Annotated in this window: 15 protein-coding genes and 1 riboswitch; of the genes, 11 read left to right on the plus strand and 4 right to left on the minus strand. The window is 64.7% G+C overall.

Annotated elements, in window-relative coordinates; translation table 11 throughout:
- Positions 1-148 precede the first annotated feature (148 nt).
- From MTX21_RS13555 to MTX21_RS13590, 8 genes are all read left to right on the plus strand, one after another.
- A complete protein-coding gene (locus MTX21_RS13555) occupies positions 149-907 on the plus strand; it encodes an enoyl-CoA hydratase-related protein (protein WP_280965304.1) in 759 nt (252 codons plus the stop codon).
- Positions 908-994: 87 nt separating this feature from the next.
- Positions 995-2,662: a bifunctional metallophosphatase/5'-nucleotidase gene (locus MTX21_RS13560; RefSeq protein WP_280965305.1), complete on the plus strand. Its 1,668-nt coding sequence runs from the start codon at positions 995-997 to the stop codon at positions 2,660-2,662.
- 135 nt (positions 2,663-2,797) lie between these two features.
- Entirely contained in the window at positions 2,798-3,727 is a 930-nt protein-coding gene (locus MTX21_RS13565; protein ID WP_280965306.1) for a histone deacetylase family protein, read from the plus strand.
- Positions 3,728-3,802: 75 nt separating this feature from the next.
- Positions 3,803-4,054 carry an exodeoxyribonuclease VII small subunit gene (locus MTX21_RS13570; protein ID WP_014497196.1) on the plus strand — a complete coding sequence of 84 codons (252 nt, stop codon included), beginning with the start codon at positions 3,803-3,805 and terminating at the stop codon, positions 4,052-4,054.
- A gap of 520 nt (positions 4,055-4,574) precedes the next feature.
- Complete coding sequence (gene dxs / locus MTX21_RS13575; RefSeq protein ID WP_280965307.1) at positions 4,575-6,503, plus strand: 1-deoxy-D-xylulose-5-phosphate synthase; 1,929 nt, start codon at positions 4,575-4,577, stop codon at positions 6,501-6,503.
- Positions 6,504-6,540: 37 nt separating this feature from the next.
- Positions 6,541-7,095: a nucleoside 2-deoxyribosyltransferase gene (locus MTX21_RS13580; protein ID WP_280965308.1), complete on the plus strand. Its 555-nt coding sequence runs from the start codon at positions 6,541-6,543 to the stop codon at positions 7,093-7,095.
- 26 nt (positions 7,096-7,121) lie between these two features.
- Complete coding sequence (locus MTX21_RS13585; protein WP_280965309.1) at positions 7,122-7,856, plus strand: TlyA family RNA methyltransferase; 735 nt, start codon at positions 7,122-7,124, stop codon at positions 7,854-7,856.
- The gene (locus tag MTX21_RS13590; protein WP_280965310.1) at positions 7,849-9,096 is read left to right on the plus strand and encodes a methyltransferase; all 1,248 of its coding nucleotides are present in this window, start codon (positions 7,849-7,851) and stop codon (positions 9,094-9,096) included. The genes MTX21_RS13585 and MTX21_RS13590 overlap by 8 nt, the downstream gene beginning before the upstream one ends.
- Before the next feature lie 4 nt (positions 9,097-9,100).
- Here the strand turns inward: MTX21_RS13590 and MTX21_RS13595 are convergent, their stop codons facing one another.
- The gene (locus tag MTX21_RS13595) at positions 9,101-9,703 is read right to left on the minus strand and encodes a hypothetical protein (RefSeq protein WP_280965311.1); all 603 of its coding nucleotides are present in this window, start codon (positions 9,701-9,703) and stop codon (positions 9,101-9,103) included.
- A 277-nt stretch (positions 9,704-9,980) separates the two neighbouring features.
- Here MTX21_RS13595 and MTX21_RS13600 point away from each other — a divergent pair, with 277 nt between their 5' ends.
- The gene (locus tag MTX21_RS13600; RefSeq protein WP_280965312.1) at positions 9,981-11,048 is read left to right on the plus strand and encodes a class I SAM-dependent methyltransferase; all 1,068 of its coding nucleotides are present in this window, start codon (positions 9,981-9,983) and stop codon (positions 11,046-11,048) included.
- A 6-nt stretch (positions 11,049-11,054) separates the two neighbouring features.
- On the opposite strand, the gene MTX21_RS13605 is transcribed toward MTX21_RS13600, so the two are convergent.
- Positions 11,055-11,507, minus strand: coding sequence for a GNAT family N-acetyltransferase (locus tag MTX21_RS13605; protein WP_280965313.1), 453 nt, complete (start codon positions 11,505-11,507; stop codon positions 11,055-11,057).
- A gap of 159 nt (positions 11,508-11,666) precedes the next feature.
- Between MTX21_RS13605 and MTX21_RS13610 the strand changes: the two genes are divergently transcribed.
- Positions 11,667-12,530 carry a nucleotidyltransferase domain-containing protein gene (locus tag MTX21_RS13610; protein ID WP_280965314.1) on the plus strand — a complete coding sequence of 288 codons (864 nt, stop codon included), beginning with the start codon at positions 11,667-11,669 and terminating at the stop codon, positions 12,528-12,530.
- A 4-nt stretch (positions 12,531-12,534) separates the two neighbouring features.
- On the opposite strand, the gene MTX21_RS13615 is transcribed toward MTX21_RS13610, so the two are convergent.
- Together MTX21_RS13615 and MTX21_RS13620 are read right to left on the minus strand one after the other, a co-directional pair.
- Positions 12,535-13,167: a hypothetical protein gene (locus MTX21_RS13615; protein ID WP_280965315.1), complete on the minus strand. Its 633-nt coding sequence runs from the start codon at positions 13,165-13,167 to the stop codon at positions 12,535-12,537.
- A gap of 179 nt (positions 13,168-13,346) precedes the next feature.
- Positions 13,347-14,195 carry a DUF1194 domain-containing protein gene (locus MTX21_RS13620; RefSeq protein ID WP_280965316.1) on the minus strand — a complete coding sequence of 283 codons (849 nt, stop codon included), beginning with the start codon at positions 14,193-14,195 and terminating at the stop codon, positions 13,347-13,349.
- Positions 14,196-14,507: 312 nt separating this feature from the next.
- Positions 14,508-14,585, plus strand: a riboswitch (Fluoride riboswitch).
- Positions 14,586-14,674: 89 nt separating this feature from the next.
- Between MTX21_RS13620 and MTX21_RS13625 the strand changes: the two genes are divergently transcribed.
- Positions 14,675-15,898 (plus strand): MFS transporter, encoded by a 1,224-nt coding sequence (locus tag MTX21_RS13625; protein WP_341510145.1) that lies wholly within the window; start codon positions 14,675-14,677, stop codon positions 15,896-15,898.
- Positions 15,899-15,911 lie beyond the last annotated feature (13 nt).

Below are 15,911 nucleotides of genomic sequence, written 5' to 3' on the forward strand. Positions count from 1 at the left end.
GGCTTTCGCGGCGAACACGCCCCGCGCCAACGTTATACGCCGAGGGCACGCGGCTCACCGTCGAAAAGGCTGAACCCGGGATTGGCACGCCCGTGAGATCATGTAGGCTGAGACGGCGAGACTCGGCAATGGCGCGCGGGGGATCCTTATGGCGAACGGCAACATCATCGTGACCGGGGAACACGCAACGCGCGTGATCACCTTGCGCCGGCCGAACAAGAAGAACGCGATCACGCAGGACATGTATCGCGAGATGAGCCACGCGATCGACACCGCGCAGAACAATCCCGACATCCGCTGCATGATCATCACCGGAGGCTCCGGCGTGTTTACCGCCGGCGACGACATCGATGATTTCCTAAGGGCCGACAAGTCGGGCGGAGAAACGCTGACGGAAGGAGCAAAATTCCTCTACTCGCTTGCTCTCAACACCAAGCCGATCATCGCCGCGGTGGACGGCGTCGCGATCGGCATGGGCACCGCGCTGCTGTTCCATTGCGACTATGTGCTGGCCTCGACGGCCGCGACCTTTTCCGCGCCTTACATCCATCTCGGGCTCGTCCCGGTCGGCGCAGCCAGCCTGTTGATGCCGCAGACCATGGGCTATCAGCGCGCTTTTGCGATGCTGGTGATGGGACGCACCTTCACCGCCGCCGAGGCGCACGTCGCCGGCTTCGTCAACACCGTGGTCTCGCCGGGACACACCGAAGTCGAGGCGCGCAAGGTGGCGCGCGAGATCTGCAGGCTGCCGGCCGAGGCGGTTGCGATCTCACGCAAATTGCTGCGCGTGCCGCCGGAAGAGCTCACCCGCCGCATCGACCAGGAAGGCCATCTGTTCGGCGAGCGGTTGAAGTCCGCCGAGGCCGTAGCCGCCTTCAACGCGTTTGCGAACAGGAAGCGGCGGTGAAGACGAGCACGCTGTGACCCTCTCCCCTTTGTGGGAGAAGGAAGAAAGCTTCGTGAAATCTTCGCCTGGAGCGTCTAGTCTTGTTCCATGCGACACACGCTCCGACTCATACCGATCGCCCTCACACTGGCGCTCTCTACCACCCTGCCCGCCGCCGCGCAGAGCGCGGCGCCCGTGGAGCTGCGCATCCTGGCGATCAACGATTTTCATGGCAATCTGATGCCGCCGCCCGGCGGCATCCGCATCGGCGATCCCGAGGACAAGGCCAAGAAGGTGCCGGTCGCGGCCGGCGGCGCCGAGTACATGGCGACGCTGGTCAAGCAACTGCGCGAGGGGCACAAGAACACGATCTTCGTCGCGGCCGGCGACCTGATCGGGGCAAGTCCGTTCCTGTCCGCCATGTTCCACGACGAGCCATCGATCGAGTCGCTGTCAATGATGGGGCTTGCGATCACCTCGGTCGGCAACCACGAATTCGACGAGAGCAAGGCCGAGCTCTTACGAATGCAGAATGGCGGCTGTCATCCGGAGGATGGATGCCAGGGGCCGCATCCCTTCCTGGGTGCGAAATTCCACTATCTCGCGGCCTCCACGATCGAGACCGCGACCGGCAAGAGCATCTTGCCGCCCTTTGAGATCAGGGAGTTCGACGGCATTCCCGTCGCCTTCATCGGACTGACCTTGAAAGATACCGCCGGCATCGTCTCGCCCAAAGGCATTGCCGGCCTCGAATTCCGCGACGAGGCCGAGACGGTGAACGCGCTCGTGCCGCAACTGAAGGCGGGTGGCGTCGAGGCGATCGTGGTGCTGATCCACCAGGGCGGCGAGCCCTCAGGCGACTACAATGAATGTCCGGGCATAACAGGGCCGATCGTCGAGATCGCAAGGAAATTCGACCGCGCGGTCGACGTCGTCGTCAGCGGCCACACCCATCGTGCATACGTCTGCAACATCGACGGACGGCTCGTCACCAGCGGCGACAAATACGGCACACTGGTCACCGCGATCGACCTCACACTCGATCCGGCGAGCCGTGACGTCGTCAGCGCCAAGGCCGAGAACGTCATCGTCGCGACTGCCTCGCTGGCAAAGGATCCAGAGCAGACTGCGCTGATCGAGGCTTACGACAAGCTGTCGGCGCCGATCGCCAACCGCCCGGCGGGATCGGTGACGCAGACGCTGTCGCGGATGCCGAACGAGGCCGGCGAAAGCGCGCTCGGCGACGTCATCGCGGATGCGCAGCTCGCCGCAACGCGCGACGCAAGGGACGGCGCCGCCGTCATTGCCGCCACCAATCCGGGCGGCATCCGCAGCGACATCGTGCCGAAGGAGAATGGCGCGGTGACGTTCGGCGACGTGTTTGCGAGCCAGCCGTTCCGCAACCGCCTCGTCACCATGACGCTCACCGGCAGCCAGCTCAAGGACCTGCTCGAGCAGCAATGGCTCGATCCGAAGCGGCCGCGCATCCTCCAGGTCTCGAACGGATTCAGCTACACCTGGGATGCGTCAAAGCCGTTCGGCGAGCGCGTGGCCGCGGACAAGATGACGCTCGACGGCAAGCCGATCGAGCCGGCGCAAGGCTATCGCGTCACCGTCAACGACTACCTCGCCGTCGGGGGCGACGGCTTCACCGTCGCCAAGCAGGGCGCATCGCCGCAATATGGCGGCTACGATGTCGACGCACTGTATGCGTTCTTCCGGGCACATGGTCCGATCGGTCCTCTGCCGCCCACCCGCATCCTGCGCGTGAATTGATCCGGATCAAACGGGCCGAACCGGAACCACCGTTTGCCATTCCCGGCCAAACGCATAGATTGGGTTTTGCATTGCGTTTTGGCGCAGGATGCGCCAAGCGACATCGAGAGCCCGTATTGACGTGAGCACGATCTGATGAGCACGCTCCTCCTCTCCCACAAGGCCTGCCTCGACCACGTCACGCCGCCGGGACATCCCGAGCGGCCGGACCGCTTGCGCGCGGTGGAAGAAGCGCTGTCGCATGAGCGATTCCAGTATCTGGTGCGCGACCAGGCGCCCGAGGGCGATCTCGATCTCGTCACACTCTGCCACAACGAGCATTACGTCACCGAGCTGCGCCACATCGCGCCAACCAGCGGCCAGGTCTATATCGACGGCGACACCTCGATGTCGCCGGGTACCTGGGAAGCGGTGATGCGCGGGGTCGGCGGCGCCGTCGCCGCGACCGAACGGGTGATGGCGGGCGAGCATCGCAACGCCTTCGTCGCGGTGCGCCCGCCCGGCCATCACGCCGAGATCGGCAAGCCGATGGGCTTCTGCTTCTTCGACAATGTCGCCATCGCCGCGCGCCATGCGCAGCGCAAATACGGCATCAAGCGTGTCGGCATCATCGATTTCGACGTGCATCACGGCAACGGTACGCAGGATATCTTCTGGTCGGATCCGACCGTGATGTACTGCTCGACCCACCAGATGCCGCTGTTCCCGGGCACCGGCGCCCGCTCCGAGCGCGGCGATCACGACACCATCGTCAACGCGCCGCTCGCCTCAGAGGACGGCGGCGTGGAATTCCGTGCCGCATTCGAGAACCTGATCCTGCCGCAGCTCACCAAGTTCAGCCCTGAGCTCCTGATCGTCTCCGCGGGCTTCGATGCGCATTATCGCGATCCGCTGGCGTCGCTGAACCTGCGTGCAGAGGACTACGCCTGGGTGACGCGGAAGCTGATGGACCTTGCCGACAAGACCGCAGGTAGCCGAATTGTTTCGGTGCTCGAGGGTGGCTATGATCTGCAAGGACTGAAAGAATCTGTTACGGCGCATGTCGGCGCCCTGATGGGCGCTTGAAGACACCCGCCACATTACGCCCGCAAAACTCTGCTTTCTCGGTGAGGAACGCGAGTCGGGCAATCGGAAATGGATATGGCCGAAAATACCCAAGTCGACGTCTCCAGGCTCACCTTCGAGCGCGCGATCGAGGAACTCGAAACGATCGTGAAGCGGCTCGAGGACGGCAAGGTGCCGCTCGAGGAATCGGTGACGATCTATGAGCGCGGCGAGGCGCTGAAGCGCCGCTGCGAGGAACTTCTGCGCCAGGCCGAGGCGCGCGTCGACAAGATCACCACGGACGCCAGTGGCCAGGCCGCCGGCACCGCGCCGCTCGACGTGCAGTAACCCTGTCCTCTTTTCCACCCTCCAAAAGCCATTTGAGAAGCCATTTGGAACCTTGAGGCCCTTGCCGGAGCGGCGAAGGGCCAAAAATATCCTCAATTTCGCCCCCGAAAGCCTGCCAGGGAACCGGGCGAGAGGAACGTTCCGCCCGGGGCCGTGGTTAACCAAGCCGGCCTGCCGGGTGCGCCTGCATACCCCTAATCGGCCCAGCGGGTTGGCTTTGGTCCAAGGTTTGGTGTAAAGCTGCGCGGACTGTGGCTTTTTGCAAGCCTTTCGTAAGCACCGATTGCTGGCGATAAGTGCTTCAAATCGCTAATGAAATTGGCTGGGACGGACGAAGCCGATCTTCGTGACAGGGATCACAGAGACTGAACCGGAGCGCACTTAAGCTCACTTAAGCTTGAAGACGGGGCTGTGCCCCTCGCAGGTGGCTCCGACGGTTGAGGACTCGCGCTGCGCCTATATTGTGCAAACCCATCGCGCGCCGGAATGACCTTCCGGCGCTGAAAAATTGGAAATCGCCGTGAACGCATACAGTAAGACGCCGCTTCTCGACACCATCCGGACACCGGAAGACCTTCGCAAGCTCAAGATCGAGCAGGTCCGTCAGGTCGCCGACGAGCTGCGGCAGGAGACCATCGACGCCGTTTCCGTGACCGGCGGTCACTTCGGCGCGGGCCTCGGTGTCGTCGAGCTCACCACCGCGATCCACTACATCTTCGACACGCCGCGGGACCGGCTGATCTGGGACGTCGGCCACCAGGCCTATCCGCACAAGATCCTCACCGGCCGGCGTGACCGCATCCGCACGCTGCGCACCGGCGGCGGCCTGTCCGGTTTCACCAAGCGCAGCGAGAGCGATTACGATCCGTTTGGCGCCGCGCACTCCTCGACCTCGATCTCGGCCGGCCTCGGCATGGCGGTGGCGCGCGACCTCGCCGGCGGAACCAACAACGTCATTGCCGTCATCGGTGACGGCGCGATGTCGGCAGGCATGGCCTATGAGGCCATGAACAATGCGGGCGCGATGAATTCGCGCCTGATCGTCATCCTCAACGACAACGACATGTCGATCGCGCCGCCGGTCGGCGCCATGAGCGCCTATCTGTCGCGGCTCTATTCCGGCAAGACCTACCGCACGCTGCGCGAGGCGGCCAAGCAGATCAACAAGCGCCTGCCGAAGATCATCGCCAACCGCGCCAACCGCGTCGAGGAATATTCCCGCGGCTTCATGATGGACGGCGGCACGCTGTTCGAGGAGCTCGGCTTCTACTATGTCGGCCCGATCGACGGTCACAACCTCGACCATCTGCTGCCCGTGCTGAAGAACGTCCGCGACATGGAGACCGGCCCGATCCTGGTCCACGTCGTAACGCAGAAGGGCAAGGGCTACGGCCCGGCGGAAGCCTCCGCCGACAAGTACCACGCCGTCGTCAAGTTCGACGTCGCGACCGGTACGCAGGTCAAGGCCAAGCCCAACGCGCCGGCCTATCAGAACGTGTTCGGCCAGAGCCTCGTCAAGGAAGCGCAGAAGGACGACAAGATCGTCGCCATCACTGCGGCGATGCCGTCGGGCACCGGCGTCGACATCTTCAACAAGGCGTTCCCGGACCGCACTTTCGACGTCGGCATCGCCGAACAGCATGCAGTGACCTTCGCCGCGGGTCTTGCGACCGAAGGCTACAAGCCGTTCTGCGCGATCTACTCGACCTTCCTGCAGCGCGGCTACGACCAGGTCGTGCATGACGTCGCGATCCAGAACCTGCCCGTGCGCTTCGCCATCGACCGCGCCGGCCTCGTCGGCGCCGACGGTGCGACGCATGCCGGCTCGTTCGACAACGCTTATCTGGGCTGTCTGCCGAACATGGTGATCATGGCGGCTAGCGACGAAGCCGAAATGGTGCACATGGTCGCGACTCAGGTCGCGATCAACGACCGCCCCAGCGCGCTGCGCTATCCTCGCGGCGAAGGCCGTGGCGTCGAAATGCCCGACGTCGGCGTTCCCCTCGAGATCGGCAAGGGCCGCGTCATCCGCCAGGGCAACAAGATCGCCCTGCTCTCCTTCGGCACGCGCCTGGCCGAGTGCGAGAAGGCGGCCGACGAACTCGCCGCGCACGGCCTCTCCACCACCATCGCGGATGCCCGCTTCATGAAGCCGCTCGACACCGACCTGGTGCTCAAGCTCGCCCGCGACCACGAAATCCTGATCACGATCGAGGAAGGCTCGGTCGGCGGCTTCGGCTCGCATGTTGCGCAGTTCCTGACCGATCAGGGCGTGCTCGACAGCGGCATGGTGAAGTTCCGCACGATGGTGCTGCCCGACGTGTTCCTCGACCATGACACGCCGGCCGCGATGTACGGCCGCGCCGGTCTCGACGCCAAGGGCATCGTCGCCAAGGTGTTCGAGGCGCTCGGCAAGGACGCCAAGACCGAGACGGTCAAGCTCGCCTGACGGCGAGCTTCGACCTTCGCGAAGCAGCACCGCTTCCATGAAAATCTATCTGGCAGGCCCCGACGTGTTCCTGCCGGATGCGGTGGAGATCGGCCGGCAGAAGGCTGCGATCTGCGCTCGCTTCGGGCTCACCGGCCTTTATCCCCTCGATAACGAGATCGACCTCACCGCGCCCGACGCCTCGCGGCAGATCTTCTGCGGCAACGAGGCGATGATGGACGCGGCCGACGCCATCATTGCCAATTTGACGCCGTTCCGCGGCGCCGGAGCAGATCCCGGTACCGTCTACGAGCTCGGCTACATGGCCGGCCGCGGCAAGTTTTGTCTGGCCTATTCCAACGATCCCGCTATCTACGTCGACCGCGTCGGCCGCTTCATCGATGTTGCGTCCGAGAACGGGCGGCTGGTCGATGCGCAGGGCCTGACCGTCGAGGATTTTGGTCTGGTCGACAATCTCATGATGATCCACGCGCTGGAGCTGCACGGCTGCCCGCTGGTGACGCCGGCAGAGATGCCGGTCGACGTCTGGCACGATCTTACCGCGTTCGAGGCTTGCGTCCGGATGGCGGCCGCGCGACTTATCGCTACATAAGCGCCAGTCGCTTCCCGGAGAGCGTGATGTCCCTTGCCCGCAAGCGCGCGGATGTTCTTTTGGTCGAGCGCGGCCTGTTCGAGAGCCGGGCACGGGCGCGCGCGGCGATCGAGGCCGGCCTCGTCACCGCCGACGACAAACTGGTGGCGAAGCCCTCCGAGACCATCGCCGAGGACGCGGTGATCCAGGCGGAGCCGGCGCATCCCTTCGTCTCGCGCGGCGGCGTCAAGCTTGCGGGTGCGCTGGAGCGCTATCCCATCGATATCGAGGACCATGTCTGCCTCGACGTCGGCGCCTCTACCGGCGGTTTCACCGAAGTGCTGCTGGCCAACGGCGCGAGCCTCGTTTTCGCCGTCGATGTCGGGCGCGAGCAGTTGCACCCCTCGCTGCGCGGCCACTCCAAGATCGTGTCGATGGAGGAGACCGACATCCGCAGCTACGAGGGCAAACGGCTGCCGGCGCGGCCCGATATCGTCGTCATCGATGTCAGCTTCATCTCGCTGAAGACGGTGCTGCCCGTGGCGCTGTCGCTCGCGGCCGCGCCGATGAGCCTGCTCGCATTGATCAAGCCGCAGTTCGAGGCGAAGCGGAAGCACAACAAGCGCGGCATCATCCGCGACGCCGCCGTGCACAAGGAGATCTGCGACGACATCGCGGCGTTCGCCGCCTCGCTCGGCTGCACCGACATCGAGGTGTTTCCCTCACCGATCAAGGGCGGCGACGGCAACATCGAATTCTTCCTGGGCGCGCGCCGTGGTTGAGAGCTTGAGGATCGATCACGTCGGCCATCGCGGCGACGGCGTCTGTCTCGACGCACGCGAGGCGATTTATGTGCCTTTTGCGCTCGGCGGCGAGACCGTCGAGGTCGAGCATGTCGCGGGCAACCATCCCGACCGCCGCAAACTGCTTGCGGTCGACGTCGCGAGCCCCGAGCGCATCGAACCGTTCTGTCCGCATTTCGGCATCTGCGGCGGCTGCGCGATCCAGCATTGGGCGGCCGCGCCCTATCACGCCTGGAAGCGCGGCCTCGTGGTCGAGACACTGGCGCAGGCTGGCATCGAATGCGAGGTGGCACCGCTGGTCGATGCTCATGGCGCCGGCCGTCGCCGCATCACGCTGCATGGCCGGTTCGGCACGCACGACATCCTCAAGGTTGGCTTTGCCGCCGCAAGCTCGCACGACGTCATCCCGATCCATCGCTGCCCGATCCTCGATCCCGCGCTCGAGGGCGCGCTCGATGCGGCCTGGGCGATCGCGGAACCCTTGACGTCCAAGATGCCGGTGACGAAGCCACTCGACATCCAGATCACGGCCACCAAGAACGGCCTCGATGTCGATGTGCGCGGCTCCGGCCGGTTGCCGGCAGCGATGGTGGCGGTGCTGTCGCGCATCGCCGAGCAGCATCGCCTGGCGCGGCTGTCGCGGCACGGCGAACTGGTGCTGCAGCGGCTGCCGCCGACGCTGCAGATGGGCCGCGCCGAGGTGACGCTGCCCCCGGGGTCCTTCCTGCAAGCAACCGTGGCGGGCGAGGAGACGCTTGCCGCGCTCGTCGCGATGCGCGTCGTCAAGGCCAAGGAGATCGCCGATCTCTTCTGCGGTGTCGGCCCGTTCGCGCTCCGGCTTGCGGAAAAGGCGCGCATCGCCGCCTATGACAGCGATGCCGCCGCAATCGCAGCGCTATCGAAGGCCGCGCGCACCCCGGGCCTGAAGCCGATCAAGGCCGAGCCGCGCGACCTGTTCCGCCGACCGCTGATGCCGCAGGAGCTGCGCGACTTCGACGCCGTCGTGTTCGACCCGCCGCGCCAGGGCGCGCAAGCGCAGGCGCTGAAGCTCGCCGCAAGCAAAGTGCCGGTCGTGGTCGCGGTGTCCTGCAACGTCGCAACCTTCGCCCGCGACGCGCGGCTCCTGATCGACGGCGGTTACAAGATCGAGGCTGTGGTGCCCGTCGACCAATTCCGGCACACGCCGCATGTGGAGCTTGTGGCGCGGTTTACGCGGTAAACTCTTAGCGCCGAAGGCCGCCGAAAACCGGCGACTCGCCCGGCAGCATGGACGAATTGATGTCGCTGTCCATGCGCCCCGATTGCTGCTGGGTGTAACCGGCCCCGAACGACAGGCTGAGGTTGGAGGTCGGCTTGAATTCGACACCCGCGAATGCGCCGTAGCCGGGTGTAGCGCTGGAGGTGAGCGGCGCAAGCGAACCACCGAGGCCGTTGCCGTATTTCAGCGTGTCAAATCCGGCAAAGAACGTGACGGGCATGCCGCCCGCAGTCTTGTAGTTGTAACCGAACTGCGTGCCCTCATAAGAGAGCGCACTGAAATTGCTGGATGTCTGGACCTGGCTGAGGCCGTTCCAGCCAACGTTGCCGCGTGCACTTCCGACAAAGAATCCATTCGCAAAATCGTAGCGCCCGCCTGTGTCGCCGGCCTTGAAGCTCGGAAAGTTGCCGTAGGTATCGCCGCTCTGGCTGACACTGTCACCGAAGCCGAACGGCCCGCCCGGTATCCAATACCTCAGGGGCGCCACTTGCGCGTCAACCGGCGCTCCGCCGAGACAAAGCGCTGCGAATAGAACTGCGAGACCAGATGAATCTGCGAGCTTGGACATTCAGCTACCGTCAAAAAGTGCGCAAATTATACTCTGGGGATGTCACGAATGCCAGCGATGGCGACCGGTCATCGCTTGATCCAGTTCCAGGAATACGTCTTCCGCGATTTCAAGAACACTCCAAGTCACAAGGTGCTGTCGTTGTCGTGAGGCGTTGAACCTGCCGCGCGCCGGCCTGACCCACATAGAGGAACCGCGGAGTTCTGGGACTCGTCCCCTCCTGCGGATAAGCGGCCGGTCCGGCAGCACGCAAGATTTGTAAATGCCCCGACATTGCATGGAGGCTCTCGTGGAGGTCAATTCCGACAGGTTGAATGCCTTTATGGGCAAGATGGTCACTGAGCTCGGCGCGGCGATGAATGCATCGCTGGTCTTGCTGGGCGACAAGCTCGGTCTCTACCGCGCCCTCGCCAAGGGGCCGATGAACTCCGCTGAGCTCGCGAGCGCGACCGGAACGAAGGAGCGCTACGTCCGCGAGTGGCTGGCGAGCCAGGCGGCTTCCGGCTACATCGAATACGATTCCGCGACCGGCAAGTTCTCCATGCAGCCAGAGCAAGCGATGGCGCTTGCCGACGAGGACAGCCCGGTGTTCCTCGGCGCATTCGGCAGTGTCGTTGCCTCGACGTTTCTCGACGAGCCGAAGGTTACGGACGCCTTCAAGAGCGGCAAGGGTGTCGGCTGGAACCGCCGCAGCGAATGCCTGTTCTGCGGCACGGCGCGCTTCTTCCGCACCGGCTACAAGCATCATCTGGTGCAGGAGTGGCTGCCGGCGCTCGAAGGCGTGGTGGACAAGCTCAAGCGCGGCGCCAAGGTCGCCGATGTCGGCTGCGGGCACGGCGTCTCGACACGGCTGATGGCAGAGGCCTTCCCGAATTCGCGCTTCTACGGCTTCGACTATCACGAGGGCTCGATCGAGGCCGCGCGAAAGTCTACCGCCGAGGCGAAGATGGACGATCGGGTCTCCTTCGCCGTTCATTCGGCGAAGACCTATCCGGCCGAAGGCTATGATCTCGTCTGCTTCTTCGATTGCCTGCACGACATGGGCGATCCCGTCGGCGCCCTCAGTCACGTGCGCGAATCCATGGCCGAGGACGGCACCTGCATGCTGGTCGAGCCGTTCGCGGGCGACCGCCTCGAGGATAACCTCAATCCGGTCGGGCGGGTCTACTACGCAGCGTCGACCATGATCTGCACGCCGGCATCGCTCGATCAGGAGGTCGGCCTGGCGCTGGGCGCGCAAGCCGGCGAGGCAAGGCTGCGCAAGGTCGCGCGCGAGGGTGGCCTGACGCGCTTCCGTCGCGCCGCAGAGACGCCCTTCAACCTGATCCTGGAGGCGCGGATCTGATCTCAGTTACGCCGGGGGCGCGGGCCTGTGCGCGACATAGCCGACCCGCAAGCCCGGCACGAAGCCACAGGCCTCATAGAAGCGATGCACGCGCGGATCCTTGCGGCCGCTTTGCATCAGCACGTGGTAACAATCCCGGCGCCAGGCTTCCGCGAGCGCGCCTGCAACGACGGCGCGCCCGTGGCCGCGTCCCTGATAGACGGGATGGGTCACGACATTCTCGAGAAAGCCGTGGCGCCGGCCGCCGCGCAACAGATTGGGCGCGGTGATGAGCATGCAGGTGGCGACGATTTGGCCGTCGGCTTCCGACACGAACACGGCGAGGTCGCCACGAGCCAGGGTCTGACACCAGATGTCTGCGGCCTCCTCAGGCGCAGCGCTCGCACTGACGTCGGAGGCGCGGAATAGCGCGAGCAGCCCCGCAAGGTCGGATGTTTCGGCAAGTCTGGCGTTCGCCATCGATTTCACCCAGCTCGAACGATGTGCCAGTCTTGCCTGCCGCCGGCCGCGTTGGCAACGCGAACCATCAGTCAGTCACTCGTCCGGGAGTTGACCATCCCCCACAAGAGGACCATACCCGCGGCCGGAAGCACACAGCACCGTGCGGGGCTTCGCCCGATGGCAGCGCAGACGGACATCCAGCACGATCCGCTCATCGAGCGGCTGACATCCACGCTCGGCGGCGTCGCAGGCGTCGAGGCCATCGTGCTCGGTGGCTCGCGGGCGCGAGGGACGTCGCACGAAAACTCCGACTACGACATCGGGCTGTATTTCTCTGACAACCGCAAGCTCGACACTGATCGCCTGCAACAGGCGGCGCGGCAGCTCGCCGACGATCCGGAGGCGACGACGGTCACCTCGGTTGGCGAATGGGGACCGTGGATCGTCGGTGGCGCCTGGCTGACCATCGAGGGACAGAAGGTCGATCTGCTCTACCGGAACATCGATGCGGTCCGGCGCACGATGGAGGCCTGCCGGGCGGGACAGATCAGCATGGACTATCAACCCGGACATCCGCACGGGTTCTGCTCGGCGATCTGGATGGGCGAGATCGCCTGCTGTCAGGCGCTGCGCGATGAGCGCGCGGTGATTGCGGAGCTGAAGTCGATCGCACTTCCCTATCCGCAGCCGCTGCGCGACGCGCTGATCCAGCGATTTCGGTGGGAGATCCTGTTCAGCATCGAGAATGCCGAGCTTGCCGCGCTGCGTGAGGATCAGGTCCATGTCGCGGGCTGCGCCTACCGCGCGCTCGCCTGCATCGCCCAGGTCCTATTTGCGCTGAACGGGGAATATCTCATCAACGAGAAGGCGGCGTTGCAGCAGGCGGCGGAGTTTCCGCTGACGATTCCGGACCTGATGGAGCAAACGTCGGCGATCTGGCGACGCATCGGAAACCACGCGTTCGGGACGGCGCTTTTGAACCTGCGCACGATCGACCGGCAATTGAAGACGCTGACGCAATCCTGCGTGGCTCGGCTTTGAGCCGCTACGCCGTCTTGTCCACCGCTGATGACGAATCCGCTGGCGGATATTTCGTCACCGGTACCACGAAGGACTTGGTGCCAAACTGATAGATGATCTTGCCGTTCTTGCCGTCATCCGTCGAAATCTGTGCCTGCCCGAACATGATGACGTTCTGGTACACGATACCGGTGCCCTGGCGGGTGATGCCGTCGGTGGTGACGCTGACCTGCGCTTCCTTGCCGTTGACGGAGAGCACGCGAAAGCTCGCGCTCTTGCCGTTGTCGGCTGAATAGCCGCCCCAGCTTCCGATGAGGCGGTTGTCGTCGGCCGGCGGCGCCTGCTTTTCCAGATACGCGCTCGCCTTGCCGCCGCCCGCGGAGAACACGAGCGCCGCGCCCTTGCCGTCCTTGGTTCCGATCGTGACGGAGCCGAAGCTGATGGTCGCGCCGTCGACCTGGCCGAAGCCGCGCTCGGTATGTCCGTTATGGGTGTATTCGACCTGCGCCCGGGCGCCGCGGATGTTCACCACCTTGAAGGCGACGGCCTGGCTGTTTCCTGCCCACGTGCCTTTCCACTCACCGAGCAGATTGCTCTGGTGATAGACCCGCTCCATGGCGGGCGAAATCTGGCTGGTGCTTTGCGTGACGATGGCCATGGGACTGCGAGACGGATCAGTTCGACAAAACCGCTTTCGTTGGGACGGGCAATAGCAATATCAGGACACAGCCCGACACGACTGGAGACGGTCGGATTAGGGCCGTGCGGTGGTTAACGAGCCGTTAAATTCAACCGGCGGCTGAGATGGGGCAAATGGTCTCATCTTACGGTAACGCCTCAGCGTCCCCAGCGGTCCTGCCAGATTTTTTCGCCGATCAGGCAGTTCACCCGCGGCTCCTTGTCGGCGACCCTCGTCACCGGAGGCTCCGGCTTGCGGCCGGCGACCTCCATCAGCAGCTTGGTACGGATCGCCTCCTTGAACTTCTCGCGATCCTTGATCGCGATCACGAAGGAGCCGGGGCCGCCGACGACGCAGTCCTCGTAGTAGTAGTCGAGATTGTCGATATCCATGGTCGAGTAGGACGGCTCCTTGACCATGATCGGCAGGCCATTGATGACGATGCCCTTCTCGAGCGCCGCGTCGCGCGCCACCGTGACCGGACCGCCATTGTTGTTGGGGCCGTCACCGGAAATGTCGATCACGCGGCGAAGCCCGTGATAGGGATTCTCGTCGAACAGCGGCATCGCAAAGCCGATCGCGCCTGAGATCGAGGTGCGCGAGGCGCGCCGGATTGGCGTCTTCAAGATCTCGGCGGCGACAGCATCGGCCGTTTCGGGTCCATCGATCAGTCGCCAGGGAATGATGATCTTCTGGTCGCTGGAGGCGGCCCATTCGAAATAGGTCACCGCGATCCGGCCGTTCGGACCCAACTTGAGCGCCTGCAAGAACTCCTTCGACTGGATTGCCTGCGCGTAGCCTTCGCGCTGGATCGCGAGCTCGTCCATGTCCATGGAGTAGGAGACGTCGACCGCGAGGATCAGCTCGACATCGACCGACTGGGCATCCTTGTCGGCCGCTTGCCGCTGCGGCTGATATTTCGGCCCCGGCGCCGCGACGCTCGCGACATCCCAACCGGCAAGCACGCCGGCAACCAGCACAGCCCCGATCGAGAATAGCAAGCGCATCGCGCCCTCCCGTCGTATGACGCGATGGTGACATGCAATTGCGCGGCCGAAAAGCGCGAAGATCGCCTGGGCTTCACATTCGAGTTAAGGATGTGCGCCGTTGCGCAAAGCTGCCGCAGCTCTGCCATGGTCGTGCCGCGAGACCGCGCACGCGATCGTACATACAGCGTCATTCCGGGGCTCGCGAAGCGAGAACCCGGAATCTCGAGATTCCGGGTCTGGCGCTGACGCGCCATCCCGGAATGACGGGGCGTGATTGATGCGCGCGCGGCGCCAACTCTTGTCCGCCGCAATTTCCATGCTAGGCTTGCGCTCGCAGATGGGGATGGAGTCCCCCGATAACCGCCCGGCGGCAGACGACCGTAATGGGCTGATGACTCCTGCTCGAGGTGGGGCAATGCGAAGCCCTGCCTTCGGCGGGAGCATGGACGAGCCCGCCGATGGCGGGTTTTTTGTTGTCTGGTAACGAAAGGCACGACGTGACGACGACGCCACATGCCGCGCTCGACCGGGTCCCGAAGGGGGTCTGGATACTCGGCTTCGTTTCGATGCTGATGGATATCTCCTCCGAGATGATCCACGCGCTTTTGCCGGTCTATCTCGTCACGGTGCTCGGCACTTCGACGCTCACGGTCGGTTTCATCGAGGGCATTGCGGAGGCGACCGCCTCGATCACGAAGATCTTCTCGGGCGCGCTGTCGGACTGGCTCGGCCGGCGCAAGCTGCTCGCGGCCCTCGGCTATGGGCTGGCCGCCTTCACCAAGCCGCTGTTCCCGCTGGCGCCAAGCGCCGGATGGCTGGTCGCGGCACGCTTCATCGACCGGGTCGGCAAGGGCATTCGCGGCGCGCCGCGGGACGCCCTGATCGCCGATCTCGCCCCGCCCGGCCTGCGCGGCGCGAGCTTCGGCCTGCGCCAGTCGCTCGATACCATCGGCGCCTTCGTCGGGCCGCTGGCGGCGATCGGGCTGATGTGGTGGACCGCGGACAATTTTGCTGCGGTATTCTGGGTGGCGGTGGTGCCGGGCTTCCTGTCCTTCGGACTGATCGCGCTCGCGGTGAACGAGCCTGAGCCGGACGCAAAGGGGGAGCCCGCGAAAAATCCGCTCAACCTCGCCGCAATGCGGCAGCTTGGCGCGGTCTATTGGCGCGTGGTGGCGGTCGGCGTCGTCTTCACGCTCGCACGCTTCAGCGAGGCCTTCCTGATCCTGCGGGCGCAGAGCATCGGGATCAACGCGATGTGGGTCCCGGCCGTGCTGGTGCTGATGAACATCGTCTATGCGCTCTCTGCCTATCCGGCCGGCGTGCTGTCGGACCGGATCAACCGCACCAGCCTGCTCGCACTTGGCCTCGTGGTTCTCGCCGCGGCCGATCTCGCGCTCGCATTGCTGCCGAGCATGGCCGGCCTCGCGCTCGGCATCGTGCTGTGGGGCCTGCATATGGGGCTGACGCAGGGCCTGTTCGCGGCGCTCGTGGCCGATGCCGCACCGCCAAGCTTGCGCGGCACCGCGTTCGGCTATTTCAACCTGTTCACGGGGCTTGCGATGCTGGCGGCGAGCATCATCGCCGGCGCGCTGTGGGACGCTTACGGCCCGGCCGGTACGTTCCTCGCCGGGCTCGGCTTCGCGCTGGTCTCGCTGGCGGGCCTGCTCGCGATCGGCGACGGCATCACGACACCAACGACGACGTCAAAGGGGCAACGATGAACACAACGACGCA

The sequence above is a fragment of the Bradyrhizobium sp. ISRA430 genome (genome assembly GCF_029909975.1).
Classification (GTDB): Bacteria; Pseudomonadota; Alphaproteobacteria; order Rhizobiales; family Xanthobacteraceae; genus Bradyrhizobium.